The organism is Puniceicoccaceae bacterium (assembly GCA_040224245.1).
In the GTDB taxonomy this organism is placed as follows: domain Bacteria; phylum Verrucomicrobiota; class Verrucomicrobiia; order Opitutales; family JAFGAQ01; genus JAKSBQ01.
This window is the reverse complement of the sequence record JBEGIR010000043.1, coordinates 1-26,721: the sequence shown is the minus strand read 5'-3', so window position 1 is coordinate 26,721 and position 26,721 is coordinate 1. Positions and strand designations below refer to the sequence as shown.

23 protein-coding genes and 1 tRNA gene are annotated in these 26,721 nt (G+C 56.7%); 16 read left to right on the top strand and 8 right to left on the bottom strand.

The genetic code is table 11. The annotated features are described in order from the left end of the window. The 3 genes from ABQ298_07220 to ABQ298_07210 form a co-directional block, all read right to left on the bottom strand. Positions 1 to 993 (bottom strand): hypothetical protein (locus ABQ298_07220; GenBank protein MEQ9824157.1); only part of this gene is annotated, 993 nt, incomplete at its 3' end. 35 nt (positions 994 to 1,028) lie between these two features. Then, complete coding sequence (locus ABQ298_07215) at positions 1,029 to 3,014, bottom strand: FtsX-like permease family protein (protein ID MEQ9824156.1); 1,986 nt, start codon at positions 3,012 to 3,014, stop codon at positions 1,029 to 1,031. 22 nt (positions 3,015 to 3,036) lie between these two features. Beyond that, a complete protein-coding gene (locus ABQ298_07210; GenBank protein ID MEQ9824155.1) occupies positions 3,037 to 3,696 on the bottom strand; it encodes an ABC transporter ATP-binding protein in 660 nt (219 codons plus the stop codon). 157 nt (positions 3,697 to 3,853) lie between these two features. Between ABQ298_07210 and ABQ298_07205 the strand changes: the two genes are divergently transcribed. Together ABQ298_07205 and ABQ298_07200 are read left to right on the top strand one after the other, a co-directional pair. Then, positions 3,854 to 4,165 (top strand): hypothetical protein, encoded by a 312-nt coding sequence (locus ABQ298_07205; protein ID MEQ9824154.1) that lies wholly within the window; start codon positions 3,854 to 3,856, stop codon positions 4,163 to 4,165. Between the two features lie 11 nt (positions 4,166 to 4,176). After that, a complete protein-coding gene (locus ABQ298_07200) occupies positions 4,177 to 5,226 on the top strand; it encodes an MFS transporter (protein ID MEQ9824153.1) in 1,050 nt (349 codons plus the stop codon). Here ABQ298_07200 and ABQ298_07195 read toward each other — a convergent pair. Then, positions 5,192 to 5,917, bottom strand: coding sequence for a lysophospholipid acyltransferase family protein (locus tag ABQ298_07195; GenBank protein ID MEQ9824152.1), 726 nt, complete (start codon positions 5,915 to 5,917; stop codon positions 5,192 to 5,194). The two genes, ABQ298_07200 and ABQ298_07195, sit on opposite strands and share 35 nt — an antisense overlap. A gap of 189 nt (positions 5,918 to 6,106) precedes the next feature. Further along, positions 6,107 to 7,141 (bottom strand): hypothetical protein, encoded by a 1,035-nt coding sequence (locus ABQ298_07190; GenBank protein MEQ9824151.1) that lies wholly within the window; start codon positions 7,139 to 7,141, stop codon positions 6,107 to 6,109. A 263-nt stretch (positions 7,142 to 7,404) separates the two neighbouring features. Between ABQ298_07190 and ABQ298_07185 the strand changes: the two genes are divergently transcribed. The 4 genes from ABQ298_07185 to ABQ298_07170 all read left to right on the top strand — a co-directional run bounded on the left by ABQ298_07185 (position 7,405) and on the right by ABQ298_07170 (position 10,257). Further along, positions 7,405 to 7,481: transfer RNA gene (locus ABQ298_07185), tRNA-Asp, on the top strand. A 36-nt stretch (positions 7,482 to 7,517) separates the two neighbouring features. Beyond that, complete coding sequence (gene pdxH / locus ABQ298_07180; GenBank protein ID MEQ9824150.1) at positions 7,518 to 8,174, top strand: pyridoxamine 5'-phosphate oxidase; 657 nt, start codon at positions 7,518 to 7,520, stop codon at positions 8,172 to 8,174. A 77-nt stretch (positions 8,175 to 8,251) separates the two neighbouring features. Beyond that, on the top strand, positions 8,252 to 9,202 hold the full coding sequence (locus ABQ298_07175) for a metallophosphoesterase (GenBank protein MEQ9824149.1): 951 nt from the start codon (positions 8,252 to 8,254) through the stop codon (positions 9,200 to 9,202). A gap of 104 nt (positions 9,203 to 9,306) precedes the next feature. Beyond that, on the top strand, positions 9,307 to 10,257 hold the full coding sequence (locus tag ABQ298_07170) for a hypothetical protein (protein ID MEQ9824148.1): 951 nt from the start codon (positions 9,307 to 9,309) through the stop codon (positions 10,255 to 10,257). 132 nt (positions 10,258 to 10,389) lie between these two features. Here ABQ298_07170 and ABQ298_07165 read toward each other — a convergent pair whose 3' ends face one another. Both ABQ298_07165 and ilvD read right to left on the bottom strand, forming a co-directional pair. Further along, entirely contained in the window at positions 10,390 to 10,791 is a 402-nt protein-coding gene (locus ABQ298_07165) for a hypothetical protein (GenBank protein ID MEQ9824147.1), read from the bottom strand. A gap of 75 nt (positions 10,792 to 10,866) precedes the next feature. After that, positions 10,867 to 12,714, bottom strand: a complete 1,848-nt coding sequence (gene ilvD / locus ABQ298_07160; protein MEQ9824146.1) for a dihydroxy-acid dehydratase — start codon at positions 12,712 to 12,714, stop codon at positions 10,867 to 10,869. 190 nt (positions 12,715 to 12,904) lie between these two features. Here ilvD and ABQ298_07155 point away from each other — a divergent pair, with 190 nt between their 5' ends. The 7 genes from ABQ298_07155 (at position 12,905) to ABQ298_07125 (ending at position 20,221) form a co-directional block, all read left to right on the top strand. After that, positions 12,905 to 13,573, top strand: coding sequence for a CsgG/HfaB family protein (locus ABQ298_07155; GenBank protein ID MEQ9824145.1), 669 nt, complete (start codon positions 12,905 to 12,907; stop codon positions 13,571 to 13,573). Positions 13,574 to 13,596: 23 nt separating this feature from the next. Beyond that, positions 13,597 to 13,959 (top strand): DUF4810 domain-containing protein, encoded by a 363-nt coding sequence (locus tag ABQ298_07150; GenBank protein ID MEQ9824144.1) that lies wholly within the window; start codon positions 13,597 to 13,599, stop codon positions 13,957 to 13,959. Beyond that, positions 13,956 to 14,591, top strand: coding sequence for a GNA1162 family protein (locus ABQ298_07145; protein MEQ9824143.1), 636 nt, complete (start codon positions 13,956 to 13,958; stop codon positions 14,589 to 14,591). The genes ABQ298_07150 and ABQ298_07145 overlap by 4 nt, the downstream gene beginning before the upstream one ends. A gap of 134 nt (positions 14,592 to 14,725) precedes the next feature. Further along, on the top strand, positions 14,726 to 15,829 hold the full coding sequence (locus ABQ298_07140; GenBank protein ID MEQ9824142.1) for a Gfo/Idh/MocA family oxidoreductase: 1,104 nt from the start codon (positions 14,726 to 14,728) through the stop codon (positions 15,827 to 15,829). Between the two features lie 48 nt (positions 15,830 to 15,877). Then, positions 15,878 to 16,708 (top strand): fumarylacetoacetate hydrolase family protein, encoded by an 831-nt coding sequence (locus tag ABQ298_07135; GenBank protein MEQ9824141.1) that lies wholly within the window; start codon positions 15,878 to 15,880, stop codon positions 16,706 to 16,708. Positions 16,709 to 16,768: 60 nt separating this feature from the next. After that, on the top strand, positions 16,769 to 18,256 hold the full coding sequence (locus tag ABQ298_07130) for an aldehyde dehydrogenase (NADP(+)) (GenBank protein MEQ9824140.1): 1,488 nt from the start codon (positions 16,769 to 16,771) through the stop codon (positions 18,254 to 18,256). A 12-nt stretch (positions 18,257 to 18,268) separates the two neighbouring features. Further along, positions 18,269 to 20,221 (top strand): YjhG/YagF family D-xylonate dehydratase, encoded by a 1,953-nt coding sequence (locus ABQ298_07125; GenBank protein ID MEQ9824139.1) that lies wholly within the window; start codon positions 18,269 to 18,271, stop codon positions 20,219 to 20,221. 29 nt (positions 20,222 to 20,250) lie between these two features. On the opposite strand, the gene ABQ298_07120 is transcribed toward ABQ298_07125, so the two are convergent. After that, entirely contained in the window at positions 20,251 to 21,630 is a 1,380-nt protein-coding gene (locus ABQ298_07120; protein ID MEQ9824138.1) for an SLC13 family permease, read from the bottom strand. Positions 21,631 to 21,870: 240 nt separating this feature from the next. Between ABQ298_07120 and ABQ298_07115 the strand changes: the two genes are divergently transcribed. From ABQ298_07115 to ABQ298_07105, 3 genes are all read left to right on the top strand, one after another. Further along, positions 21,871 to 23,004: a glycosyl hydrolase 53 family protein gene (locus ABQ298_07115; GenBank protein ID MEQ9824137.1), complete on the top strand. Its 1,134-nt coding sequence runs from the start codon at positions 21,871 to 21,873 to the stop codon at positions 23,002 to 23,004. A 27-nt stretch (positions 23,005 to 23,031) separates the two neighbouring features. Further along, positions 23,032 to 25,869 (top strand): TonB-dependent receptor, encoded by a 2,838-nt coding sequence (locus ABQ298_07110; GenBank protein ID MEQ9824136.1) that lies wholly within the window; start codon positions 23,032 to 23,034, stop codon positions 25,867 to 25,869. A gap of 36 nt (positions 25,870 to 25,905) precedes the next feature. Then, on the top strand, positions 25,906 to 26,721 hold an 816-nt coding region (locus tag ABQ298_07105; protein MEQ9824135.1), incomplete at its 3' end, for an MFS transporter.

Genomic DNA, 26,721 nt, shown 5'->3' with positions numbered 1-26,721 from the left:
GAACAACTCCACCACCAGCAGCACCAGGCCCAGGGCAAAGAGCAAAATGGCTTCATACCCCGCAAGTCCCGCGATGTAGTTGCTCAAAAAAACAATCACAATCAGCGCGATGCCAAGTCCCCCCAGCAGCCCAAAGTTCGGAGTCTTGAATTCGATGAACAAGAGCAGCATGCCCGCGCCCATCAGCAGTGGAACGATGCGCTGCATCATCTGGGCAAAGCGTTCCGACCAAGTGACTTCAAACTCGCGTATCTCAAAACCACCTGCCCCATAAGCCGCTTCGAGCACACCCTGGATGTCGTTTGCAATGCCTTCTGCAAGCAGGTTTTCCGGAGGATCTCCGTAGGGTTGGATGGCTTCACGTGCGGTCAGGGAGAGTAACTCCCCTTCGGTTGACAGGGTCTCGCCTTCAACAATGAGTTCAAAATTCGGGTCGGTCATCGCACGCATCACATCTCCGCGATACCGATAGTCCTCGGTATAGACCCGTACTTTTGCATTGATGTAGCTCTGGAGCTTGCGCTTCATCGCTTCCGGAATTTCCTGGCCGGCACCGCTCACAACTTCAGCAGCACCAATTTGGCCATCCGGTGTGAGGAAAATACGATCCGTGATGACCGAAATAAATGCCCCTGCAGAGATGGCTTCGTTGTTGATAAAGGTGAGGGTTTCCCCTTCAAAACGATCCAGCACTTGCATGATTTCGAGCGTCACCCCCAGCTCTCCACCCGGAGTATTCATGTCGATCAACACCACATCCACACCATTGGCTGCGGCTTCCTTTACTCCACGCCGCACAATGTAAAGCGTGGGGGATGCAATCGGACCCTGAACCGGGATGACATAGACCGATTTGCTTCCCTCTCGCATCTCGGTGATTTCGTTCTGCGGTTCAGTCTGCTGCTCCGGTTCCGCTTCCTGGGCAAATGCGACGTTGATCAGCGTCGCCACCAGCAGAATGCAATAAAACCAATGGCTTGAATGAGTTTTCATGAATGTGGTTCAGGTCGAAGAATCCTCATCGGATCTCACCAATTGCTAAAATGCCTTCGTTTGCGCAGGACTTCAAGCGGAGGATACCCGATAATGCCCTTTAAATTCAACGATCCCATTCCCACCATGACTGCAAGCACCATCGGAATCATGCAGAGGATCAACAGCCACGGCACCCCAATCTCCAAGCCCAGATACCCACCAAACATCAGGAATCCCAGACTCACCCCCGATATCGGACCCAGCACGGTGGTGATGAGTCCAGCCAGCACTGCCTCGACGATCATGGTTCGCCGGATCTGGCTCGAACTGGCGCCCAGGGTACTCAAAATGACGGCCTCGTACAATCGGGTGCGCCGCTGGGCGGTCAACAACACAAAAATCGCCAGCATGCCAATGACCATGAGGGTCACACCCAACCACTGGTTGAGAAAGAACACACGCTGCAACCAGTCGAGGTAAGCATCAATGCGGCTATCCTGCACCCCTGCATATCCTGCGATCTGACCAACGCTCTGCTGGGAGATGGCCTCAAAGAATACCGCAAGAAAGGTGATCAAAAACAACCCAAACGCAATGGATGTAAGGGTAAATCCATAGTGGTTTTGTGCACGAAACAGGTTGGCGGATGCCTGTGAAATCACATAGGAGGTACGCCCTGACAACAGGCGACGCAAGAGCAGCCGTAGTCCCGATACGCCCGCCAGTATCAAGCCAAACACCCCGACCATGCTGATCAGGTAAATCACCGCAAAACGGGTATCGTTCACCATCAACAGGCAAAATCCCAGCGCAAGCAATGCAGTCAGCGTGATCAGCATAGTCTGCACCCATCGGTAGGCCTTGCGCTTTGCCGGAACTTTCGTCGAACGCAGCACTTCAATCGGTTCACAACCCAGTAGCGGCAACACCGACACCACTCCTGGCAACAGCATGAAGCAACCTCCAAACCCCAGTGCCAGCACCAGTGCCCTCCACTGCAGACCCGCTTCAATCGGAGAGGCATCGCCGAGTCCCATCCATCGCGGAATCAAGGAATGCATGGCGATGGATACCCCTCCCGCAAGCAGCACAGACAGTCCGCCATACAGCACCACCTGGGACCCGTAGACACTCCACGAACTCATGCGACTGCCTCCCAGGCAGCGCAGCAGTGCCACATTTGTGGTCTTGCCTTTGGAAAAATCCACAAAGGTCACCGTGTAGGCCAAGGTCCCCAGCATCAGGGCAGAAAATGCCGAGAGGAACAGGGTATTGGAGATCAGTTGGAAACTCTGGTAAAACCCAGTTTCGCCAGGCAATTCCGATACGAGGCGAATCCCCTGGCTTTCCTCTTGCAAATACCCCAATACATAGCGCGCCCGTGCCATGCGTTCACGCACAGAAGCCCCTTTAAAATGATAGACCCATACTTGATTCCACACAAACCCTTCCATCGTCGTCAGGCTGACTCCGGGTTGAGCGGCGATCACAACGTCATGTCCCGGGGTCGGGATCAGACGCTGAGTCCACACTGGAAGCAATCCGCTTTCGACCTCGATGCGTTGCTTCACCGACAATGCAATCCCTCCCGACAGCATCACCTGTTCACCGGTTGTGCGTTCGAGTTGCTCACGGGTCCCATACAACGTGACCTTTGCCAGTTCCGGTGACGCCATATCCCGCACGGTTCCCGGGTCCGTCAGCGGACGCGGATTCAGGTCCACGACCCAGTAGCGCAGGTCACTCCTCACCTCCCCGTTGTCATGGGCAGCGTAAACAAAGCCATACGCCTCCCGCTCATCTCCCAGTCGAGGCAGCAGGTGACGGAAGCGCTCGGTTGGCCTGCCTTCGATTTCCACGCGCAGGTCTCCCCCGGTCAACACTGTGGCAATCCCATAAAAGCTCTCCTGAAAGCCCTGCTTGAGCGCGCTGAACGATACCAGGACCGTCAGTCCAAACACCATGGAAAACAGCATGATGATGCCCCGGATCCGCGTGTGTCTCGCTTCGCGAAAGGCCGTCTTGAGGAACCATTTCATGGCAATCTGCAATCTCCTTCAATCACCCCGCCAGGTGACCCTGACGCAGTCGCAGGATGCGGTCCGTCTTTGATGCGATTGAAAAATCATGTGTCACGATCATGAGCGTTGTTCCCGCATTGCGATTGGTGCGAAACAATTCCTCAATGATGTATTCACTGGTGATATCGTCCAGATTGCCCGTAGGTTCATCGGCAAAAATCACTCGGGGACGCCCGATGAATGCACGGGCAAGCGCCACGCGCTGCAACTCCCCGCCAGAAAGTTCACCCGGCAAGCTGTGCATGCGCTTTTCGAGTCCCAGGCGCTCCAACCAGCCTTTGGCATCATTGCGTGCACTGCGCTCGCCGCGCAGGTCGATCGGGATCATCACATTCTCGAGTGCAGTCAGATGCGGGATCAGTTGAAAATTCTGAAACACAAATCCCACCTTGCGGTTGCGCATCTCTGCCCGATCACGCTCCGACATCGCACCCAGGGACTGCCCGTCAAACCAAACTTCCCCCGAGGTGGGAAGATCCAACCCTGCGCAAAGGCCCATCAGCGTGGTTTTTCCACTGCCAGAAGGGCCGACAATCGCGATGGATTTCCCCGGAAGGACCGAGAAGCTCACGTCCTCGAGCACAGTAAGCTCCCCCCCGGGAGTCTGAAACTTGCGCGTCAGATTACGCACCTCGAGCATCGGTTTTGGTGCTTTCAATCCGGTAACCGGTTTGTTTTGAAAGCCCAAAATTTCGTCATCGCTCATGCTCCATCCGATAGGTGATGCGGACTTCTTTTTCAATGCTTTTGACGGGATTGTTGCAAGATAACCGTCGCACCAGTCACTAGGATGCATCATGCTTGAAACGATGCGAGCCTTGTTTCACTCCACATTTCCCTTTCATCCCGCCCGTCTTCCCATTTTTTACGGGTGGTGGATTTTGGTCGTCTCCAGTCTCGGCATCGTGGCCAGCATTCCCGGACAGACCATGGGATTCAGTGTCTTCACTCCCATCTTATCCAAAGAGTTGGGCTTGAGTCTCAGTTCCATCAGTACGGCTTACCTCATCGGTACCGTGCTGGCGGGTTTGTTTCTTCCACAAGTGGGTCGATGGTTTGACCGACTCGGAGCACGGGTGATGGGCACACTCCACTCGCCTGTGCAGTGATGTGATGCGGATTGCTATACCTCAGTCAGGTTGATGCGGTCGCCCAGTTGGCGAGCAGCCAAATCCCGGCACTGCCTCCTCATGCCTCCAGTTTTGTCGCGATCACTGTCGGATTCTTCTGGTTGCGCTTCACGGGACAAGGCACCCTCACGATGACCTGCCGCTCCATGCTGGGCAAGTGGTTCAACTCGAAGCGCGGACTTGCGCTTTCCATCAGTGGCATTGTGGTCAGTTTCAGTTTCTCCATCGCACCCAGGGTGCTCGATCTGGGAATCGAACACCTCGGTTGGCGGGAAACCTGGTGGATCATGGGTTGCGGACTCATCACTGGAATTGCCGCTTTTGTCTGGCTCTTTTTCCGCGACAACCCGGAGTCCTGTGGACTCCACATGGACGGCATCCCTCCCGATGAGGTGAAGGAAGAAACACACGAGGATCTGATCATCTATCGTGAGTTTACGCGCGCCGAAGCCCTGCGCACCGTGCCCTTCTGGATTTTCAATCTGGTCATAGGCCTGCACTCCTTTGTCGTCACGGGCTATACGTTTCACGTGGTGGCCATTGCCGAGGATCTGGCGATCCCGCGAGCGACAATTCTAGCAGCCTTTGTTCCCGCATCCCTGCTCGGGATTGCGATCAGCCTCTTTCTGGGCTGGATCAGCTCACGTGTGCGCCTCAAATACCTGCTGGTGGTGCTCACTCTGGGAGGTTTTCTATTTTGCCTGGGACCTGCATTTCACCTTCCCGGAACAGTGCAGTATCTGATCCTGGGCCTGGGATTGAGCAGCGGCAGCTTTGGCATTCTCTCCGGCATGGTTTGGCCCCGTTTTTTTGGGAGAAAACACCTGGGGGCCATCAGCGGAGTGAACATGGCAACCATGGTCTATGGCAGTGCTGCCGCCCCTTTGTGTTTCAGCCTGTGTCATGATCTGCTCGGCAGTTTCCAGATCCTGTTCATGCTGATGGCGACCCTCTATGCACTTGCTTCGGTCAGCACTCGATGGGCCGACAACCCCCAACGCCGACTCAAACCTTCGCTGCCTCCGGCTTCACAGACGTAGAGGGTGTGGGGATCAATGAATCCTGAGGGTGCAACGCCAGCAGACGCTGCTGAATCACTTGGGAGGCCCGGTTGACATCCGGTTCATTGAGGTCCTCAAAGCTGGCAATGTGCTGCACCCGCACCGTCACCTTCGAGAAGGGTTTGGGAATGAAAAACCGGTCCCAGGAACGAACCCGCCATGCATTGTGAAACTGCATTCCCACCAGAATCAAACCCGCTTGGCACACCTTCGCCACCGCGGCAGCACCCGGCTTGACCACGTAGGCTGGCCCCCTGGAGCCATCCGGGGTGATTCCGATGTCCCAACCCTGACGAGTCGCCCGAATCAGTTCCTTCAACGCCGGCCCACCCCGGAAATTGGCGGAACCGCGCACACTGCGAAAGCCAATCAATTCAAACATTGCCGTCAACCAGGCACCGTCTTTGCTCGCGGAGACCAATGCGCAGATCTTTCGCTGTTTGCGCAGTCGCCGGATCAGCAGTGGGGACACAAAAAGGGCATTGTGCCAGGAGATGAGCAGATAGGGTTGATCCCTCTTCACAAATGCCTCGCCTCCCGCTCCCTCAAAACGGATGCGCAGGGTTCGGTTCCAGAGCACAATCAGGAAAAAGAGAGGCAGGAGAACGATTTTCTCTAACGTGGGTCGTTTGTGGACCTTGCGCTTGACTGGTTTTGATTCAGAAGCCATTGCCATACATAAACCTACACAACCCCCATCCTGTCAAATACTGCAGCCAAACGCGACAACATCCACAACGTTCTTCGCCTTGAAAGCTTCTCATGAGAACCTCTCAATCAGTCATCCTACAAACTGAATCTAAAAACAACTCCAGATCCTCCCAAGCCAGCTGGGGGATATCCCGGACTCCACACAACCCTAAAATGTGCGAAACTGCCCTTTCCAGCGACTGAGGACCCGCCGTATGCCGCGCTCCCGATCCGGCTCCATCTCGAAACCGATGAAATGGATACGGGCGGGTTCTACAAGCGCCTGCTGCAATCGCCGAAGATCTCGATCCAGTTCATCCAGATCCACCTCCGAACGTCGCGTCGGATGGTTGCGCCCAAATCCGCCATCCGAGATCAGGAACAACACATCCGGTTCCCACGCAAACACCACTTCCAACACCGCCTGCACTCCGTCCAACACAGGTCTTCCGTCATCAGATTCAATCCTTTGCCAGCTTCTGGGGCTGAATCCGGTGGTGTGAAACTCCTGTTCCACCCATGCAGCGGCCTGTTGCTTATTTGCCTGGGTACCCGCTACCAGCTGTGATTCAAAACATTCGAAGCGCCGTACAAACTGCACCACGGAGAAGGTCGTATTTGCACTCATGCCATCAATCAAGCGCTTGCACTCCTCCCGAATGCGATCCACCGAAACACCCCGCTTTTGAGCCTTGTTCAGAACCGATTTGGAAACATCAAAGGCAATCACAATGCGCTGCCCCTGATCCCGAATCCCAAAAAAACTGACCGCTGTCGTTTCGTTAGCCAGATCACCCGCAAGCCCTGCCATGCCCGACGCACCGAGCAATGCAGCCGAGGGGGCCATCTGATCGGGAGTCACCATCGGATTGAATGTGCTCTGAGGCAGTGTGGGCAGTTCGGGCAGCGCATGCAATGCCATGGATTGGGACTGGATGCGCTGCATCTGCATTGGCGGAGAGGCATGCTGTTCAAAAGCCGCCTGTGCAATGCGATGATCCAGCACCTTCTGCGGCAGATACACCGTTTTGTGGGCAACAAATGCGGGTTTCTCTTTCGGGCGGGGAACCAGGACCACGACAAAAAGTGTGACCATTAATAACCCCGCTTGCACCGCAAGCGCCCAAAGCAGTGCGCCTGCCGTTCGTGAGCGGCGGCGATGGGTCCAGAAATGCAGGACTCGCTGGCGAATCGAAGTTGACATAGGGAGAGGAGGTGGAGGTGGGAACAAACGCTGCAAATCAGCGATGAACAGAGGCATGCTGATACACGGGGCACTCTGCGGCAATCCCAAAGCACGCTCTTCGGGGTTGCCCGATTTTGGAAACCTCGACCCAAAACCTACCCTGCCATTCAACCTGTGTCGCTTCTCTACCGCTTAAAAGCGAAGCTCTCCGAAAAATTTCAACTTTTTCATTTTCTTCGCTTGACGGGACCATCGGAATTTGATGCCTTCGAGTCTTTCGCGGGGTAGTAGCTCAGTTGGTTAGAGCGCCTGCCTGTCACGCAGGAGGCCGCGGGTTCGAGTCCCGTCTATCCCGCCATTTTTTTCTCAAAATGGGGGAAATTGCCTACACCATATGCCGCGAAATCCGGACATTTCGGCTCTGAGAAACGAATACACTCGACAGAGTCTCAAGCGCGAAGATCTTCACCCGGACCCCATCGAGCAGTTCAGGCTCTGGTTTGATCAAGCCCTCCAGACCGAGGTCTGTGAACCCAACGCCATGATGCTTGCCACTGTGGATCGAAACGGTCACCCGGATTCCCGCACAGTGCTGCTCAAAGCATATGATGCCGCAGGTTTTGTCTTTTTCACAAACTATGACAGCAAAAAGGCGCTGCACATCCAGCACAATCCGTGGGTGTCGCTCTGCTTTCCCTGGTATGAGCTGGAGCGGCAGGTGATCATCAATGGTCAGGCACAAAAGGTCAGTACGACGCAATCGCTCAAATACTTCCTCAGTCGACCGGTTGGCAGCCGCCTCGGAGCATGGGTCTCGCACCAGAGTCAGGTGATTTCGTCCCGCGCACTGCTTGAGAATAAACTCAAGGAAATGGAGCGCAAATTCGCTGATGGCAACATCCCTCTGCCTTCCTTCTGGGGAGGTTATGTCGTCAAACCAACGTCCATCGAGTTCTGGCAGGGTGGAGCCAAACGCCTGCACGACCGCTTCCGCTACCTGCGCATCGAAGAAGGGGAATCCCGCTGGCAAATTGATCGTCTCAGTCCGTGAGCGGTACTCCAACAACACCGCAGACCCCATCGAAACTCAGGCCTTTCGTTTCCCGGGACCTGCATCCCGAAGCCTTGATGAAGCGCTTTGCAACTGAGCTTTCCCAACGCATGGGTCAACGGGCATGGCAGCAACGTTTGCAGATGGAACGACGCATCAATCCCGCTTCAGGCATGACGTGGACGCGCAGTCTGCATCGCGCGATTCACCTCGCGTCCAAAGGCCTGATCAGCGCAGTTCTGAGCCTGGCGGGCCAGCGTGAACGTGCACAGTCGAATTGCTGGACTCCGACTCAAACGCATCCATCCCTCGAATTGCCCCGACTGAAAGCAAAGCAGCAGCTGACCATCCTGCACCTCAGCGATTTTCACCTCGATACACGGCTCTCCCAGGCCACATCATGGGCGGAAAAAATCCGCTCCCTCAACGCCGATCTCTGTGTGATCACGGGAGATTTTCTCAATGGATTTCAATTGCCCTCCCCCGATACGCTGCAAGCTCTGCAAACCGTGATCGATGCCATCCCTTCGCCAATCTTCGGCATTCTCGGCAACCACGACTGCATGCTCTGCGCTCCCTACCTCGAAGAGATGGGGGTAACCCTGCTTCTCAACGAAACCCGTTCCGTCCGCATTCACGACCTCACCCTCGAGATCACCGGTCTTGACGATCCCCACTTTTTCAAGAGCGACGATCTGGATCACGCCCTGCGAACACGGGAAAACGTTGATGCTCCCGACCTGCGCATGCTGCTTGTGCACGCTCCAATGCACCCGGAAATCTACGCTGCCGCCGGATTCGATCTCTGCCTGTGTGGACACACCCACGGTGGGCAATTGTGTGCCCCAAACGGCACCCCCCTGCTGCGCAATGGGCGCTACCGCAGCGATACCCTTTCCGGAACATGGAAACAGGATACCCTGCGCGGATACACCTCTCGTGGCACTGGAACGGGTCGGCTCGCATATCGGCTGAACTGTACACCGGAGATTGCACTGCTCCACGTGCACGCTCCCCAGCACTCATGAATCTGAGCTGCCCACAACTGGGAAGCACAGCGATTTACGGACAGGGGGTCGTTCATGGATTTTTGATTGGCTGATTCGCATCCCTTGCACTACAAATCCTCTCTATGGCTGAACCCGCAACACCTGCAAACCACAGCAACTCCGGCATCCTGGTATTTCGCCCCGCATCTGGCTCGGCCAAACGGGAGAAAACCATCGTGATTACCGGTCCCTCCCGCAGTGGAACCACCATGATGGCGCAGATCGTCAAAACACTGGGAATTCACTTGGGCGACACAGTGGATGTCAACCTGCTCGAAGACATCGAGATTCGCAATGCAACCCAAAAAGGGGATGTCGCACGCATCAGCGAAATCATTCAGGAACGGAATCAGTCTCATGCGGTGTGGGGATGGAAATACCCGGGTTCACTCGAGCATCTGTCCGGATTTGCCGCCGCGCTGCGCAATCCTCACTTCATTTTCACGTTTCGCGACCCCATCGCGACCACCGTTCGCAATCAGCTCTATGAACAGGTAGGACTCAACCTTATCGATACGGTTGAGGATGCATTGAACTACATGAAGCTGGCAACGGGCTGGATCCGCGACCACGCTCATCCTGCCATTGGGGTTTCCTACGAAAAAGCCCTGCTCAATCCCGCTCTGCTCGTGGACCGAACCGCAGACTTCCTCCAGCTGCAACCCTCTGATCATCAACGCTTCGCGGCCATACAACAGATTCAACTCGGCAATACTCGCTACCTTTCCTCCAACCTTTGGGAAACCCATCTCGGCTTCATCGATTCAGTCGCTAACGCTCAGTTGCAGGGCTGGGCCTATCTCAAGGATTCCGACGAACCTGCAGAACTTGAAGTCCGCGTCAATCTGCGCACGGTAGCCACACTGCGTGCCAACACCTTCCGGGAGGATCTCAAAGCCAATGGAATGGGCGACGGACACTGCAGCTTCAGTTTCGACCTGCAACCCTACCTTCAGCGCAACATCACCAACCGGGTTGAGGTTGTTTTTGCCGACAGTGAATACCCGCTGCAGGGCAGCCCCGCCTTTGTCTGAAAGTCGGAGCAGCTCCGATGGATCGGAGCGTTTTGAGTTCGGCATCTGCCGAACGGTGTTTTGTCAAATCATGGGTTCAGTATCTGAAACAATCATTCGTATCACTCATCCCCGACACATCGCTATCGGGGTCTACACGTACATACCCAGTGCTTCCGTAAGAGCCAGTAGTTCGCGATTGAAGTCCGCAAACGAGTTATTTTTCGTTCGTGTGCCCGCATCCTCTGATCGCCAGTTGTCGATTTCCTGCATCAGCTGCTCAAACAATTGGCCATTCCATACAACCTGATCCAGCTCGTACAGGGACTTCAGCTTTGCCGCATAGTTCCCGATGGAGCGGAAGAGTCCACGCGGCAGCATGGGTTCACGCAGAGCATCAGCAGCCCGATAACGCTGCGCCTCTACCGAAAGTTGCTGATCCCTCAGTTCCAGCGAGTATCCCGCGATTTCGGCTGCATCATAACCCAGCTCTCTGGCTTGCCCGAAGGCGCGCATGAGGTCGCCCTCAAAAAAGGTTTCGGACAGTTCCTGCACACCTGCAACCAGTTCACGAATCGCCTCAAGTTGATTCAGGAGCAGTCCCGAACCCTCGAGAGGGCTATTCCAGGCTCAGTCTTCCAGCTTGGACAGATCGCGCACCGCACCGGTGTCCGCACTGGTCACCAGCAGGGCATAGGCCTTGAGTGCCGCAGTGACTTCACGCTGGCGCTGTGGCTTCCATCCGTCCTTGCCTTTCGCGTCCATCGCCTCCCGGCGACGCTGCAGTTCGGCATCTGAAACTTCAATTCCAATGTGTCGGCCAGGAATGTCGATCTGCACGATATCCCCTTCTTCGACAAGTGCGATGGGACCCTTGGCCGCTGCTTCCGGGGACACATGACCAATGGACAACCCGCTGGTTCCCCCGGAAAATCTCCCGTCAGTGATCAGGGCGCATTCCTTGCCCAGTCCCTTGGATTTGAGATATGAGGTCGGGTACAGCATTTCCTGCATGCCCGGTCCACCCTTCGGACCCTCGTAGCGAATGATCACGACATCGCGTGGCTGGATTTGCCCCAGCAAAATTCCCTGTACCGCCGACTCCTGACTCTCAAAAATGCGTGCGCGACCCGTGAACTTCAGGATGGACTCATCCACTCCGGCAGTCTTCACAATGCAGCCGTTGGGTGCGATGTTGCCAAACAATACTGCCAAGCCTCCGTCTTTGCTGTAAGCATGCTCCACGCTGCGGATGCAGCCCTTCTCCGCATCACTGTCCAATGTCTCCCATCGCGAGTCCTGCGAAAACGCAGTGATGGAGTATTTCCCTCCCGGAGCAGCGTGATAAAGCTCACGGTTCGCCGCGCTGCCCTCCCGACGGATGTCCCAGGATTCGATGGCATCCCCCATTGTCGCACAGTGCACGGTTGGGCAATTCCGGTGGATCAGACCCGCACGGTCCAGTTCCCCGAGCAGGCGAAAGATGCCGCCGGCCCGATGCACGTCCTCCATGTGATAGATGGGTGAGTTTGGTGCCACCTTGGCCAGGCAGGGAACCCGTCGCGACAGTGCATCAATATCCTTCATTTTGAAGTCCACCTCGGCACTGTGAGCTGCTGCGAGCAGATGCAAAACGGTATTCGTCGAGCCTCCCATCGCGATATCGAGGCTCATCGCATTCTGAAAGGCTTCAAAACTGGCAATGCTTCGCGGCAATACACTGGCATCGTTTTGCTCATAATAGCGCCTGGCCAGCTGCACGATGCGCTGTCCCGCTTCCCGAAACAAGCGCTCCCGAAAGGCGTGAGTGGCCAGCGTACTGCCGTTTCCCGGCAAGGACAGTCCCAGTGCCTCCGTCAGGCAGTTCATGGAGTTGGCAGTAAACATGCCGGAGCAGGAACCACAGGTCGGACACGCATTGGCTTCAAATGCCTCACTTTCAGCATCGGATACATTTTCATCCGCTGCCTTGACCATGGAATCCACCAGATCCGCCTTGTGAATGACACCGTTGATCTCCACTTTGCCAGCCTCCATCGGTCCACCCGACACAAAAATCGTCGGTATGTTCAGGCGCAGCGCTGCGTTGAGCATACCCGGAGTGATTTTGTCACAATTGGAAATACAGACCAGCGCATCCGCACAGTGGGCATTGCACATGTACTCCACCGCATCTGCGATCACTTCCCGACTCGGAAGGGAGTAGAGCATGCCGCCATGCCCCATCGCGATCCCATCATCCACCGCGATCGTATTGAATTCGCGCCCGATGCCACCCGCCTTGCGAATTTCTTCGGCCACGAGTTGCCCCAGATCCTTCAGGTGTACGTGCCCCGGCACAAACTGCGTGAACGAATTGGCAATCGCAATGATGGGTTTGCCAAAGTCCGAGTTCTGCATGCCGGTGGCGCGCCAAAGGGCACGCGCACCCGCCATGTTGCGTCCATGGGTCGTCGTCCGGGATCGATATGCGGGCATAGGTGTTGTGTCAGGAATTGTATAACGTGTTCCGAAAATCCCATCGCCAGTTCGTTTCACCTCAACTCACGATGGAGGAACTCAAAAAACGCCATGCTAGGGTTTTCCTGCACAAGATCAACCCTGTGTTCGGTGCCATTTGCATACAAAAGCTTGAGATGTCGATCCAGGTTCATAGCATTTGACCCTGATGCATCGCAAAATCCCCATCCTTTCCTGCCTGTCTGTTGCATGGATCTCCCTGTTTATCGCAGGCTGCGCCACCGAATCGAGCCAGGCGATTCAGGCACCCACCGTGAGGGCCTCGGCTACCCCCTATCAGGGCGAAAAAATCCAGGTTGCCCTGGGTAAGTTCCAGAACCAGTCGCCGTACATGCGCGGGGTTTTTTCAGATGGCATTGACCGACTGGGCAATCAAAGCCGCACGATCCTCATCACCCACCTTCAGCAATCCGGTCGCTTCGCCGTTCTGGATCGCGCCAATCTTGAGGCCACCGCCCAGGAGGCGGAACTGGATCAGGTGCAGCAACAGCTCGAGGGCGCAGCGTATGTGATCTCCGGGGATGTCACGGAGTTTGGGCGCAAGGAAGTGGGTGACCAGCAGCTTTTTGGTGTGCTTGGCAGCGGCAAACAGCAGGTCGCTTACGCCAAGGTTGCGGTTTATGTGGTGAATGTGCGCAATGGCGAGGTCGTGCTGTCCGCACAAGGTGCCGGTGAATACAAACTCAGCAACCGCGAGGTGCTCGGGTTTGGAGGAACGGCCTCCTACGATTCCACCCTCAACGGCAAGGTGCTCGATCTCGCCATCCGGGAAGCTGTGGATGCGCTCGCGATCCGTGTGGATCAGGGAATGCTGTGAACGGCACTCTGCGATTCCTGCCCATGCGGATCGTTGCGATCAGCGCCAGTTTCCTGCTTTTCCTCAGCGGTTGTCAGTCGATCCAACCGCTCTATCACTGGGGGAGCTATGAACCGCTGACCTATGCTGCGCTGGTCAAGTCGGAGAAAGTATCCCTTGAGGAACAACGGCTTCATCTGGAACACGACCTCGAGGTCGCACGGGCGAAGGATCGCTCCATTCCTCCCGGCATGTGCGCCTATCTCGCATACCTCTGTCTCAATCTCGGCGATGACGAAAGTGCCCACGCCTATTTCGAACAGGAAAAAGCTTCATTCCCCGAATCCACCGCGTTCATCGATCGGTTGATGCAGCACGCCTTCGACCCTGCCAGTCCGCAACCATGAAGCCTTTTGCGACAATGCTTCCCATCCTGCTGAGCGCCCTGATACTGGGTGGTTGCGTGAACGTACCACCCCAGGACTACAGCCTGTTTTACCAATACCAGCCCAAGTCCATTCTCATCCTGCCACCGCGCAATCTCACCACCGAACTGAACGCCAACTACAGCGTCTTCACCCAGAGTGCCCGGTCTCTGGCAGATCTGGGCTATTACATTTACCCGACGGTGCTCGTGGACGAATATTTCAAACAAAACGGGATTCTCATCGCCGATGAGATGCATGCCATCCCACTGCCAAAGCTACATGAAATCTTCCAGGCCGATGCCGTGCTTTACATCGATGTGGAAGCCTATGGGACCAAGTATGTCGTCTTTTCCAGCAACAATATCGTTGTTGCCAGTGCTGTGCTCGTCGACGCGCGCACTGGTACCGAACTCTGGAGAGGGCGGGTCAACTACAACGAACCGGGCAGCAGTGGCCTGATCGAAGCCCTCATCGAGCAACTCATCAACCAACTGACCGATCAGGCCCACCACGCCGCCGGAGCCGCAGCCGAACAACTCTTTCGCACCCGTGGACAAGGAATTCCTCCCGGATTCCGACATCCGGAATTTGGAAATCCACCGGATGCTTGAGCGGAGACGAAGTGGACTCCAACTGCCCCATGCAGTGATACCATCTCACACTTTGATTGGACCCGGTGACAAAACGTGATTTACTGAGAGGCAACTTCGTCTACAGGAATCAAACCCCACACCCAAGGAAGTCCATGCATCAGCCCCAACGACTCACCCATCGACGTGAATTCCTCAAGACTGCCGGCCTCGGAATCGGTGGCTTGATCCTCGCTTCTCAGCTCTCCTCCGCACCCACCATCCTGCCTGGCAGGAAAAAGCGCGCGGGCATCGCCCTGGTCGGTCTCGGATACTACAGCACCGATGAGCTTGCACCCGCCCTGCAGCAGACCGAATTCGCCTATCTGGCAGGAATTGTCACTGGCAGCCCACAAAAGGTTGAGCGCTGGCAGCGACTCTACGGCATCCCGGATGCCAACGTGTACAACTATGATAATTTTGATTCCATTCGGAACAACGGCGATATCGACATCGTTTACGTCGTGCTGCCCAACTCCATGCACAAGGAGTTTACCATTCGTGCCGCTCAGGCAGGCAAACACGTCATCTGTGAAAAACCGATGGCGCTCAACGCCAACGATTGCCGCGAGATGATTGCAGCCTGCAAGGCCAATGGGGTTGGCCTTTCGATCGGATATCGCATGCAGTATGAACCGCACACGCAGGAAATCATGCGGCTGGGTCAGGAACAGGTCTTTGGTCCGGTTTATCAGGTCTCCGCAGGGGCGGGTTATCGCAGTGTTCCATCCCAGCACTGGAAGTGGCGAAAAGCGATGGGAGGCGGAGCCATGATGGACATGGGTGTCTATCCGCTGCAGGCCGCACGTTACGTGACCGGCAAGGAACCGATCCGTGTGAGCGCTCAGACCTTCACAACACGTGATGTCGCTATTGAAGTGGATGAGGTGACCACCTTTCAACTGGAGTTCGAAGGTGGGATCATCGCCAACCTGGAGACCAGTTTCCACGCGAATTCCAACTACCTGCACGCATTTGCAGAAAATGGATACTTTCAATTGCAGCCGTTCTCGAGCTACCGTGGTATTCGCGGTTCGACGAGCCATGGACCGCTCGAATTTCCGGCGGTCAACCAGCAGGCCACCCAAATGGACGAAGATGCGAAAAACATGCTGGCTGGCAAACCCGTGCGTGTTCCCGGCGAAGAAGGACTTGCCGACATGATCGTCGTCGACGCCGTCAAGGAATCCATTCGCACAGGTCGCAAGGTGATGCTCTGAACCGTTTTTTCCGTTGATCCGACGGGCAATCCTACCCATTTTCCAGACATGTACCGCCTCTTTGCTACCCCTGATGCGTTACTGATCGAGTCAAATGGTCGCTGGCTGCGGCCAACTGGCGAGGTCAGTATAGATACCCTTTTCACTGCGGAAAACCCCGCTGCCTTCGTCGCCAATCTGGCGGAACAGGCCAGCGAAACTGGTGCTCCCGATCCAGCGCAGCTTCGCGCTCCGTTGGGCGCACAGGAGATCTGGGCTGCCGGAGTCACCTACCTGCGCAGCAAGGACGCACGCCGTGAGGAATCGAAGGATGCCGGCGGCGGTGATTTTTACGACAAGGTCTACGCCGCCGACCGGCCCGAGCTGTTTTTTAAGGCAACACCGCATCGTGTGGCCCACCCGGGTGCAGGGGTGCGCATCCGCAAGGATTCCCTCTGGAATGTGCCCGAACCTGAACTGACCCTTGCCATCAATGCAGAGGGCAGGATCTTCGGCTACACGGTGGGCAATGACAAGAGTTCGCGCGATATTGAAGGAGCCAATCCTCTCTACCTTCCTCAAGCCAAGGTCTATGACCGCAGCGCCGCCATCGGCCCCTGCCTGTTGGTGTGCGATCCGCTGCCCGAGTCCACAGTCATCCACATCCTCATTCGGCGTGCCGCCCAGTCCGTCTTTGAGGGTTCCACCGAAATTTCCCAGATCAAGCGCAGTTTGCCCTCTCTGGCGGACTGGCTCTACAAGGAAAATGCCTTCCCCTTTGGCGCCTACCTGATGACGGGCACTGGAATCGTGCCTCCCGACCGCTTTACATTGCAGTCTGGCGACGAAATTCGCATCACCATCGACCCCATTGGCACACTGGTGAATTCTGTGATCTGAATCCATTTGGCACAGAACTTCGTCACCGCAACCGCACCACACTACACCTTCCAAATCACCATGACTGAATTTTCCAACGCAACTACCAAACAAATTTCTGCAGCGGCCGAAGCTGCACAGTCCGCATTTCACACCTACGCACAAACCTCCCCGGAACAGCGCGCCCAGTTCCTCGACGCCATCGCAGATGCGGTGCATGAGGCACCCGCACTGCTCGAGACGGCAGCACAGGAATCCGCTTTGCCGATGCCGCGCCTGGAAGGGGAACGCGCACGAACCGTTGGCCAGCTGCGCATGTTCGCATCCCTCCTCAGGGAGGGTTCATGGGTGGATGCACGCATCGACCAAGCGCAACCCGAGCGCAAACCCTTGCCTAAGCCTGATCTGCGCCGCATGCTGCAACCCCTGGGGCCGGTTGCAGTTTTTGGGGCGAGCAATTTTCCGCTCGCATTCTCGGTAGCGGGCGGAGATACCGCCTCCGCACTCGCTGCTGGCAATCCGGTCGTTGTGAAAGCACATCCCGCCCACCCCGCAACGTCCGAAATCGCCGCCCAGGCGATTCGTGATGCCGCATCGCGCTGCGGACTCCCCGAAGGTGTTTTTTCCATGGTACACGGTTCCTCTCCCGAGGTATCCATCACTCTCGTTCAACACCCGGCCATCGCCGCTGTGGGCTTCACCGGTTCTCTCAAGGCAGGACGTGCCTTGTTGGATGCCGCAGCAAGCCGCCCCGACCCCATTCCGGTTTTTGCAGAGATGGGCAGCCTCAACCCCATGTTCCTGCTGCCGGATGCCCTCGAGCAGCGCGGCGAAGCGATCGCCGAGGGCCTCATGGCTTCGGTCACGCTGGGAGTCGGACAGTTCTGCACCAAGCCGGGCGTCGTCTTCGCCGTGCGCGGAGCGAAGCTTGACGCATTCAAGGAACACCTGGCTGCTAAGCTGAAAGGCGTCGCCGCCGGAACCATGCTGCACGAGGGCATTGCCCGGGCCTTTCACGAATCGTGCAATAACCTGCAGGCATTTCCCGAACTGAATGCATTTGCCAAGGGTTCTCCATCCGGAACGGACCGTGAGGCAGCTGCGATGGGCGCATCGGTCAGCTATGAAAACTTCCTGAAACGACCCGAGCTGGCGGAGGAGGTATTTGGACCCTTTGTCCTGCTCGTGGAGTGCCCCGATGAAGCAAGCATGCTGCAGGCCGCAGGCTCCCTTCATGGCCAACTCACCGCTACTGTTCACAGCGATGCGCCAGATTCAACACCGGTTCAGTCATTGATGCAATGCCTCAGCCACCGGGCCGGTCGACTCATCCTCAATGGATTTCCAACCGGAGTCGAAGTGTGTCCATCCATGCATCACGGCGGCCCCTATCCCTCCACCACCGATGCACGCTACACTTCGGTGGGAACTGCAGCCATCTTCCGCTTCGCGCGCCCGGTCAGCTACCAGAACTTCCCGCAAGCTCTGCTCCCCGATGCACTCAAGGACAACAATCCACTGGGCATCAGCCGGCTCGTGGACGGGAAACTCAGCACAGCGTCACTCTGATCCCAGGCATTCATGAAACTTTTTGATTCGCCCGATTCGATCTACGCGGTTCAAACGACAGCTACCGGACCGGACGGGCAATTGCCGCTGGAGCCGGAGCGCCTTAAGAACATGTCCAGTGGAGAACTCTTCGGCTGGACTCAGAATGCAGGCATGGGCTGGGATCCCAAGAGTCTGCTCGGCAAGCAGTATCTCATTCTCAGCACGCACGGTGGACTGCGCGCTGCCGACGGTTCGCCGATTGCGCTCGGTTACCACACAGGACACTGGGAGGTCAATCTGCTCGTCGAGGAAGCGGCCAACACCTTGAAAAACAACGATGCGGTTCCCTTCGCGGCCTACGTCAGCGACCCCTGTGATGGGCGCACCAACGGAACGGCTGGCATGCTCGACAGTCTTCCCTATCGAAACGATGCCGCCATCGTGCTGCGGCGGCTCATTCGTTCACTACCCTCGCGTCGAGGGGTGCTCGGAGTGGCCACTTGCGACAAGGGTCTGCCCGCCATGCTGATGGCGCTCGCGGGTTCACACGACCTGCCCTGTGTGCTCGTTCCCGGTGGTGTCACCCTGCTGGCTGAGGATGCCGAAGACACCGCAAAGGTGCAAACCCTCGCCACCCGCTTCGCACGTGATGAGATTTCCCTGCAGCATGCGGCTGACATGGGCTGCCGTGCCTGTGGTTCCCCAGGGGGTGGGTGCCAGTTTCTCGGAACCGCCGCCAGCAGTCAGGTCGTCGCAGAGGCCCTCGGCCTCGCACTGCCCCACAGTGCACTCAGTCCCTCAGGGGCACCGATCTGGAGGGATATGGCCCGACGCTCTGCACTCGCACTGATGGAACTGGAGAAATCCAGCACCCGTACGAGCGACCTGCTGACCGACGATTCACTGCACAATGCCATGGTGCTGCATGCCGCATTTGGCGGTTCCACGAACCTCGTTCTGCACATCCCGGCGATTGCCCATGCAGCCGGACTGACGCCGCCGACTGTGCAGGATTGGGCGCGCATCAATCAGCTGGTTCCACGTCTGGTCGATGCACTGCCCAACGGTCCCAATCACTTTGCCACAGTACAGGTCTTTCTAGCGGGAGGGGTTCCCGAGGTCATGCTGCACTTGCGCGACCTGGGGTTGCTTCGACTCGATGCGCTAACGGTCTCCGGACAATGCCTCGGTGACAATCTCGACTGGTGGGAACAATCGGACCGCCGCAAGCGTCTGCGTGAAAAACTCACCATACTCGATGGCATTGATCCCGACCAGGTCATCATGACTCCTGCCAGGGCGAGAGCCGCCGGACTCACCAGCACGGTTACGTTTCTGGGAGGAAACCTTGCTCCAGAGGGTGCACTGATCAAGAGCACCGCCATTTCTCCTTCTGTGCTCGACTCCCGGGGCATCTACCACCATGAGGGTCCCGCAAGAGTCTTCACCACCGAGGCCAGTGCCATCAAGGCCATCAAAGATGGTGTCGTGCAACCTGGTGATGTGCTCGTGCTCATGGGCATCGGTCCGGCCATTGGCATGCCGGAAACCTATCAGATCACTTCCGCGCTGAAGTACATGAAAGGGGGCGACCGCGTCGCTCTCATCACCGATGGACGCTTTTCCGGTGTTTCCACAGGCGCCTGTGTGGGTCACACCAGTCCCGAAGCCTGGGCTGGAGGTCCGATTGGCAAGGTGCGCGATGGTGACCGGATTTGCCTGCACATCGATACTGCTGCTCTGGAAGGTCGCATTGACCTCAGTGAGTTGACTGCAGAGGCGCTTGCCAGCCGACCGCTGCACCCCGACCTTGCCATCGACTCCAGAGTCCCCCATGACACCCGACTCTGGTCTGCGCTGCAAAACGCAAGCGGAGGCAGCTGGAATGGCTGCATCTTCGACACGGATCGCATCATCTCCCTGCTTGAGAAGGGAATGCAGGCTGAACGGGAGCAGGCATCGACCTGCCACGGCTCAACCTGAATTGCAAATCCACATTCCGTCCGGATTCATCAGACTGCAGGGAACAGGCTCGACACAACCCAGACCTGAATCAACCCAACCACCGAAACCAGACTCAGAAGCATTGACCAGGAACGCAGGGTTTCCCCTTCGGTCATTCCACTCATGCGGCTGTAAAGCCAGAATCCGCTGTCGTTCATCCAGGAGAGAAACAGACCGCCATAGCCAATGGCCAGGTAAAGGTATACTGGGTGAACCCCCAAGCTGCCATCACCACCCAGCGAGGTCATCAGTCCCGCAGCGGCGATGACTGCAACCGTGGTCGATCCTTGAGCCGCACGCAGCAGGGCAGCCATGCCCCATCCGAGCACCACGGGGTTGATACCATGGTTCTCGATCCATCCCCGGATCACATCGCCGATTCCAGTCCCCTGAATCATCGCACCATAAGCACCTCCCGCTGCGGTGATGAGGATGATCACGCCCGCCGTTCCCAGCGGTTCGCCAACCACATCCCCGGTTTCGCGCCAGTTGAGTCCACGCTGACGCAGGTAGACGGCCACCGCCATCACGGCACCCAGGAGCAATGCCACGTTTTTGTTTCCCAAAAACAACAGCAGTTCCCATACGGCATCCGGTAGGCGTTCCTGAAATCCTCCAAGGATCGAAACTGCCGCAATCAGGATCACTGGTATCAGCACAGGTGCGATCGATACCGCAAATCCGGGTAATTTTCCGTGTTCGTGCACGGGCATGGGTGCCAGCCCTCGTGCATCCCGCTGTGGTACTGGGTAGCGGCGGTTCAACCAGGCTGCAAATCCCAAGCCAGCCGCCGCAGGCAGGATGCCCGCAGCCAGTCCGGCGAGCATCGCCTGACCAGGATCAATCATCAGAATTTCGGCCATCGTGAGCGGTCCCGGGGTCGGTGGAACGGTCGCATGGGTGATCACGCTGCCAGTGCAAATGGCCATCACGTGCAACAGGTAGTTCTTCCCGGTTCGAGCACTCAATGCGCGCGCCAATGGAATCAGCAGAAAAAAGACGGTGTCAAAATAGACAGGAATCGAGAGCACAAAACCCGCGCCCAGCAGAGCAAGTGGTGCACGCTTTTCTCCCAGTGCTGCAATAAAAGCCCCAACGATGCGGTCCGCGGCTCCGCTTCCCGTCAGCGCAGCACCAATGACCGCCGCTACGGCAATGGCAAATCCGATCCCGCCCACTGTGCGGCCAAACTGGGCAAACATGTTTTCCATCGCAACAGTGACGGACTGATCTCCGCTTCCGAGCACCGCGACACTCGCGGCGGCAATGATGAGGGCAAAAAAAGCGTGCACACGGCAGACACCGATGAGCACAACAACCAGGGTGACACTGATCAGCAGCAAGCTGACCGGACTCAAGTTCAATGAATCAAGCAGGGCAATCGACATAACAGAATTGGGGTGAAACAAGGGGTTTGAAACGGATGTCCGTTTTTGAGCGTGATGACCTTGCGTAAATTCCGCCCATTCGCCAACTCAAAAATGCCTCAGCACAATCTCCTGAAATCCACGTTCGCATATTGACAGCGCAGCTAGGTCACTTGCAAAAATTGAACTGTTTTATTTTTAATTAAACTGTTGACTTTCATTCAGTGTTTCCCTTCCAATTCTCACCGTTTTTCAGACCCCATGAACCCCATCTTACGTCTGTTGACGCTTCTGTCCCTGCCTCTATGCCTGCAGGCGGAATCGTCTCACGCCCCCAGCCTGCCCTATCTGACGGGTGCCGACCTGTCAGCGTTGCCAGTTTACGAGGCGGCGGGTGCCGTTTACCGCGATGCGGAAGGTCAGCCGGGTGACGCGCTACAGATTCTCGCCGATGTGGGTATGCGCTGTGTGCGACTTCGCCTGTTTGTGGATCCCGACATGCAGGGCATCGTGAGCAACAATCTTGAATACACCCTTTCACTTGCCCGGCGCTGTCAGGATGCCGGACTCGAGATTTTGCTCAACTTGCACTACTCCGACACTTGGGCAGATCCCTCCAAGCAATTCACTCCAGCAGCCTGGAGTCACTTGCCAGCCGAAGGACTGATCGAGCGTGTTCAATCCTATACACACGCCGTTTTTCATCAGTTCATCAGCTCCGGCATCCGCATATCCTACGTTCAACTCGGAAACGAAATCACCAACGGCATGCTCTGGCCAAGCGGAAAAGTGGAGTTCGATGGCAACCCCAATCAGGCAAACAACTGGCAGTCTTTTGCAGCATTGCTGCACGCCGCCCACCAAGGTCTCGAACAGGCCTACACAGCATCCGGTCAGCCGATCCCCAAACGATTCCACCACATTGAATGCACTGGTGATTTGCCGCGCACGGCGTGGTATTTGCGCAATCTCATGCGCCATCACATCCCGTTCGATGCTGTCGCGTTCAGCTACTACCCGGAGTGGCACGGAAGTTTGTGCGATCTGCGTAACACACTGCACCACGCAAGCACCCAAACCGGAAAACCCGTCATTGTCGTCGAAACCGCCTATCCCTGGCATCCGGAATCCCAAGAAACTGACAGGGATGTGAATTTGTTTCCCCATGCCCTCTCTCCAGACGGGCAGGCTGCTTTTCTTGCCGACCTTGATCGCCTGATTCGCAACCTGGACGGTGCAATGGGTCGCGGCCTCTTTTACTGGCACCCGGAATCCCGCCGCATGGAGGCCCCCTTCCACATCTGGAAATGGGGCCGCCACGCACTCTTCGATTTTGACGGCACGCTGTTGCCGGGTGCTCTTAGCTTTCGTTCCAACGGGCAATCCATCAATTGACTGCCCTCAAACTCATCCCACTACCCTATGAACCACCTACTGCCATTATCCCGCATTCGCCAGGTTGGCATGCTGCTGACCGCCTGTTCGCTCACCACCATCTCATCCGTCGCCCAACTCCCAGACGAAACCGATGAAGATTCCATCCATGTGCTCTCACCTTTCACGGTGAACACCAGCGCGGACATGGGCTATCTGGCCCAAAACACCCTCGCTGGGAGTCGTCTCAATACCAGTCTGCGCGACACCGGTGCCGCCATTTCCGTGCTGACACTCGAGTTCCTCGATGATCTCGCCGCCACGAGCATGAAGGACGTCATTCTTTTCTCCAACAATTCGGTGCCGGACTTTGGAGATGCAGCCACCAACTTCAACGGAAATCCAATGATCGGAAACGTCGAAACCCAGCTGCGCATCCGCGGACTTGCGGCAAGTTACGGTCGCAACTACTTCACCTGGGAAACCTCGTCAGATTTCTACAACGTCGAGCGCATCGACCAATCCCGCGGGCCCAACGCGATTCTCTTCGGATTCGGTTCCGCCGGTGGCATTGTCAATACCACGACCAAACAGGCGAGCGTCGTCGACATCGATACGGAGTTGAATTTCATGGTCGGTTCCTGGGATCGCCTGCGTGGAGCCATCGACACCAACCATGTGATCGTGGAGGATGTATTTGCCATCCGCCTCAATGCCATGAGCGAACGCAATGACACCTGGCGCAAGTTCGAATCGTACGAAGCAACGCGCGCCCACCTTGCCGCCACCTATGTGCTTTCTCCCGATGCCGTGATCCGTGCAGAAATCGAAACCGGTAAAGTGAACGACAACATCGCCCGTCCCTGGTTGATGATTGACCAGGCCTGGCAATGGCGACAGGACGGTCGGCCCGTCTACGAATCAGCCCAGTGGGATTGGCCCGTCAGTGACTTCATCACGCAAACCTGGAGTGAACACCTCGTGTTTGTGGAAAACACGGGCGAGGTCATGAACTGGCAGGGCATGCCTTTCTCCTATCTCGCTGGCATGAGCTGGTCGCACCTGGAGATGACTCCGGAAAACCTCAACATCATCCCGCGCGAATCCAACAGCGCAGGTCCAGCAGCAGATCGGGATACCGATTACCTCACCTATACCGCCACCTACGAACACCAACTGACCGACCAGTTCAGCATCGAACTCGCCTTCAATCACCAGGAAACGGATTTTCGCGCATACGATCCAAACGCTGGCAACCTCACGCGCTACGGCTACATGGGGGATGCGACCAATATCTGGGGTGACGCCAGTGCTTACACTCCCACCTGGCAGGCCAACCCATACGCTGGTCAGCTCTACCTCGAAAACAACTGGACACGCCGCACCCAGGATCGCAGCTCAGATACCTTGCGCCTGACCGCAGCCTACGATCTTGACCTTGCCAAACTCGGACGTCACCGCATCGCCGCGCTGTTCGAGCAGACTTGGCGAGACCATCTCAGCATCGAGGATGCCGAGGTCTTTGTCGGTGCCCCCTTCGCACCGGAGGCGGAGTTCGACTCCAACCGCCTCTTCCGCCGCTACTATTTTGAAGAGGGCAATGCCGACGACATCCGCGTGCCTTCATGGAAGCAATCCCTCACCAACGTCGTCGACCCCGTAACAGGACAATCCCTCACTTCGGGCTGGGCACCCAATCAGGAAATCGCCAATTCGGATCAGGAACAAACCACATTCATGATCGCGACGCAGAGCAACTTCTTTGAGGATCGTCTCGTGGCAACGCTCGGTTATCGTCACGACCGGCTCGACTACAGCAAACTGCCCACCATCCGCGATGCCAATGGCGTGCTCACGCTCGATGCGGCCAATCCGCTCAGCCAGGATTTTTCTGCGGACACCACAACGCTCGGGCTGGTTTATCACCTGACCGATCAGCTGTCCCTCTTTGCCAATCGCTCCGACAGCCGCAATCTTCCCAATATCAATCAGCGCATTCTCGGTATTGGTGTGCCGCCCATGGCCGAGGGTGAGGGAACCGACATGGGTCTGAAACTCAACCTCTTCGATGGACGCCTCTACGCGACCCTCAACTACTACACCACCGACTATCGCAATACGACGGAATGGGGCAATATCTTTGCCGATGTCACCAGCCGCAATAACCGATTTTTGCAATCGTTCGTTGACGCTGGACTCATCACTGCAGCAGACCGTGACGCTCGCCTGCTCGACGCCAATGCCTACCTGGAAGACCGTGAGTCGGAGGGATGGGAACTCGAGCTGATCGCGAACCCTACCGACAACTGGCGCATCTCGCTGAACCTGTCGACAAATGAGGTGATCAAAACCAACATCATGAATGAGATCGCAGAGTGGGCGGCGGTCAATACCGCCTACTGGATCGATGTCGCCGGAGAGGACTTCCTGCTCGGCGGAGGTGACTGGGATACCCTGGGCAACAACATCGGCTGGATGATGGACTATATCAATCAGCAAACTTCCTTCAATGGCTATCCGGCCCGCGGTGAGCGCGGACTGGGCGCAAGCCTTTACACGCGCTATCAATTCAAGGAAGGTGCCATCAGCGGATTTTTCATCGGCGGCGGCGCACGCTATCAGGATGCCAATGTGATCGCGATTGTGGACGGTGACGAAATCAAGGGTGAGGATCTCTTCCTCGTCGACCTGATGCTCGGTTATCAGTTTGAAACCACCCTGCTCGGACGTGAGACCACGGTGGATCTGCAACTCAATATCGCTAACGCACTGGATGAGGACAAGGATCAGGTCTACACCGTAGCATGGTGGGATCCCACCCGCCCCGAACGCATTGGACTGCAGGAGCCGCGAAAGTTCACATTCAGTGCAAGCCTGAAGTTCTGACCCTGACTTCCACCCGTTACCCGCCCTTCCCGTTTCATGTCGTCCCGCCCATCCAAGCCCCCAGCCCCCTCGAGCACTCATCGCACGACGCGCCCTGAGGATCGGGTGGGGTTCTGGGAAAAAACGGCATTGGGCGTAGGCTTCCTGCCCATCTTTTTCGGGAATGCAGCCGTCAAGAGCTTCGCACTTCCCGTCTATCAGATGACGCTCGGCATGAATCCGGTGATCTTCGGTCTGGTGATGGCAATCCCACGATTCTGGGATGCCATCACCGATCCGGTCGTCGGCTACCTTTCGGATAACCTGCACAGCAAATGGGGCCGGCGGCGACCGCTGATCGTGATCGGTGCCTTGCTGCAGGCACTTGCCTTTGGCGTGATCTGGATGGTGCCCGAATCCCTGGGAGAACTGGGCCAGGTGGTCTATCTCTCACTCAGCCTCATTGTGTTTTACACCTGCTACACGATCTTCTCGGTTCCGTTCATCAGTCTGAGCTACGAGATGACGCCCGACTACGACGAGCGTACTCGTGTGCAGGCCTATGGCGGGTTTTTCGGAAAAATCGGAGAGTTTCTCTACCAGTGGATTTTTCCGCTCACCCAGCTGGCCGCTTTTGGATCTGTCCTCGTAGGAGTGCGTGTGGTTGGCTGGAGTGTGGGCATCCTCATCATGGGGATGGTCGCTGTGATTCCAGGTCTCTTTGTCAAGGAGCGCTACTATCACAAGGCACGCAAACAGGAACACATCCCGCTGTGGCCAAGCATGGTCGCGTCGTTCCGCAACCAGGCCTTTCTTGTGCTCGTCGGGCTGACCGTCCTGCAGATCCTTGCAGGCATGATGGCGAGCAGCATC

What these genes read in the sequence shown, in the direction of transcription:
- ABQ298_07215 (MEQ9824156.1), bottom strand. Translation starts at nt 3,014, where the DNA reads ATGAAATGGTTCCTCAAGACGGCCTTTCGCGAAGCGAGACACACGCGG.
- ABQ298_07210 (MEQ9824155.1), bottom strand. Translation starts at nt 3,696, where the DNA reads ATGCTCGAGGTGCGTAATCTGACGCGCAAGTTTCAGACTCCCGGGGGG.
- ABQ298_07205 (MEQ9824154.1), top strand. Translation starts at nt 3,854, where the DNA reads ATGCTTGAAACGATGCGAGCCTTGTTTCACTCCACATTTCCCTTTCAT.
- ABQ298_07195 (MEQ9824152.1), bottom strand. Translation starts at nt 5,917, where the DNA reads ATGGCTTCTGAATCAAAACCAGTCAAGCGCAAGGTCCACAAACGACCC.
- ABQ298_07190 (MEQ9824151.1), bottom strand. Translation starts at nt 7,141, where the DNA reads ATGTCAACTTCGATTCGCCAGCGAGTCCTGCATTTCTGGACCCATCGC.
- pdxH (MEQ9824150.1), top strand. Translation starts at nt 7,518, where the DNA reads ATGCCGCGAAATCCGGACATTTCGGCTCTGAGAAACGAATACACTCGA.
- ABQ298_07175 (MEQ9824149.1), top strand. Translation starts at nt 8,252, where the DNA reads ATGAAGCGCTTTGCAACTGAGCTTTCCCAACGCATGGGTCAACGGGCA.
- ABQ298_07170 (MEQ9824148.1), top strand. Translation starts at nt 9,307, where the DNA reads ATGGCTGAACCCGCAACACCTGCAAACCACAGCAACTCCGGCATCCTG.
- ilvD (MEQ9824146.1), bottom strand. Translation starts at nt 12,714, where the DNA reads ATGCCCGCATATCGATCCCGGACGACGACCCATGGACGCAACATGGCG.
- ABQ298_07155 (MEQ9824145.1), top strand. Translation starts at nt 12,905, where the DNA reads ATGCATCGCAAAATCCCCATCCTTTCCTGCCTGTCTGTTGCATGGATC.
- ABQ298_07150 (MEQ9824144.1), top strand. Translation starts at nt 13,597, where the DNA reads ATGCGGATCGTTGCGATCAGCGCCAGTTTCCTGCTTTTCCTCAGCGGT.
- ABQ298_07145 (MEQ9824143.1), top strand. Translation starts at nt 13,956, where the DNA reads ATGAAGCCTTTTGCGACAATGCTTCCCATCCTGCTGAGCGCCCTGATA.
- ABQ298_07140 (MEQ9824142.1), top strand. Translation starts at nt 14,726, where the DNA reads ATGCATCAGCCCCAACGACTCACCCATCGACGTGAATTCCTCAAGACT.
- ABQ298_07135 (MEQ9824141.1), top strand. Translation starts at nt 15,878, where the DNA reads ATGTACCGCCTCTTTGCTACCCCTGATGCGTTACTGATCGAGTCAAAT.
- ABQ298_07130 (MEQ9824140.1), top strand. Translation starts at nt 16,769, where the DNA reads ATGACTGAATTTTCCAACGCAACTACCAAACAAATTTCTGCAGCGGCC.
- ABQ298_07125 (MEQ9824139.1), top strand. Translation starts at nt 18,269, where the DNA reads ATGAAACTTTTTGATTCGCCCGATTCGATCTACGCGGTTCAAACGACA.
- ABQ298_07120 (MEQ9824138.1), bottom strand. Translation starts at nt 21,630, where the DNA reads ATGTCGATTGCCCTGCTTGATTCATTGAACTTGAGTCCGGTCAGCTTG.
- ABQ298_07115 (MEQ9824137.1), top strand. Translation starts at nt 21,871, where the DNA reads ATGAACCCCATCTTACGTCTGTTGACGCTTCTGTCCCTGCCTCTATGC.
- ABQ298_07110 (MEQ9824136.1), top strand. Translation starts at nt 23,032, where the DNA reads ATGAACCACCTACTGCCATTATCCCGCATTCGCCAGGTTGGCATGCTG.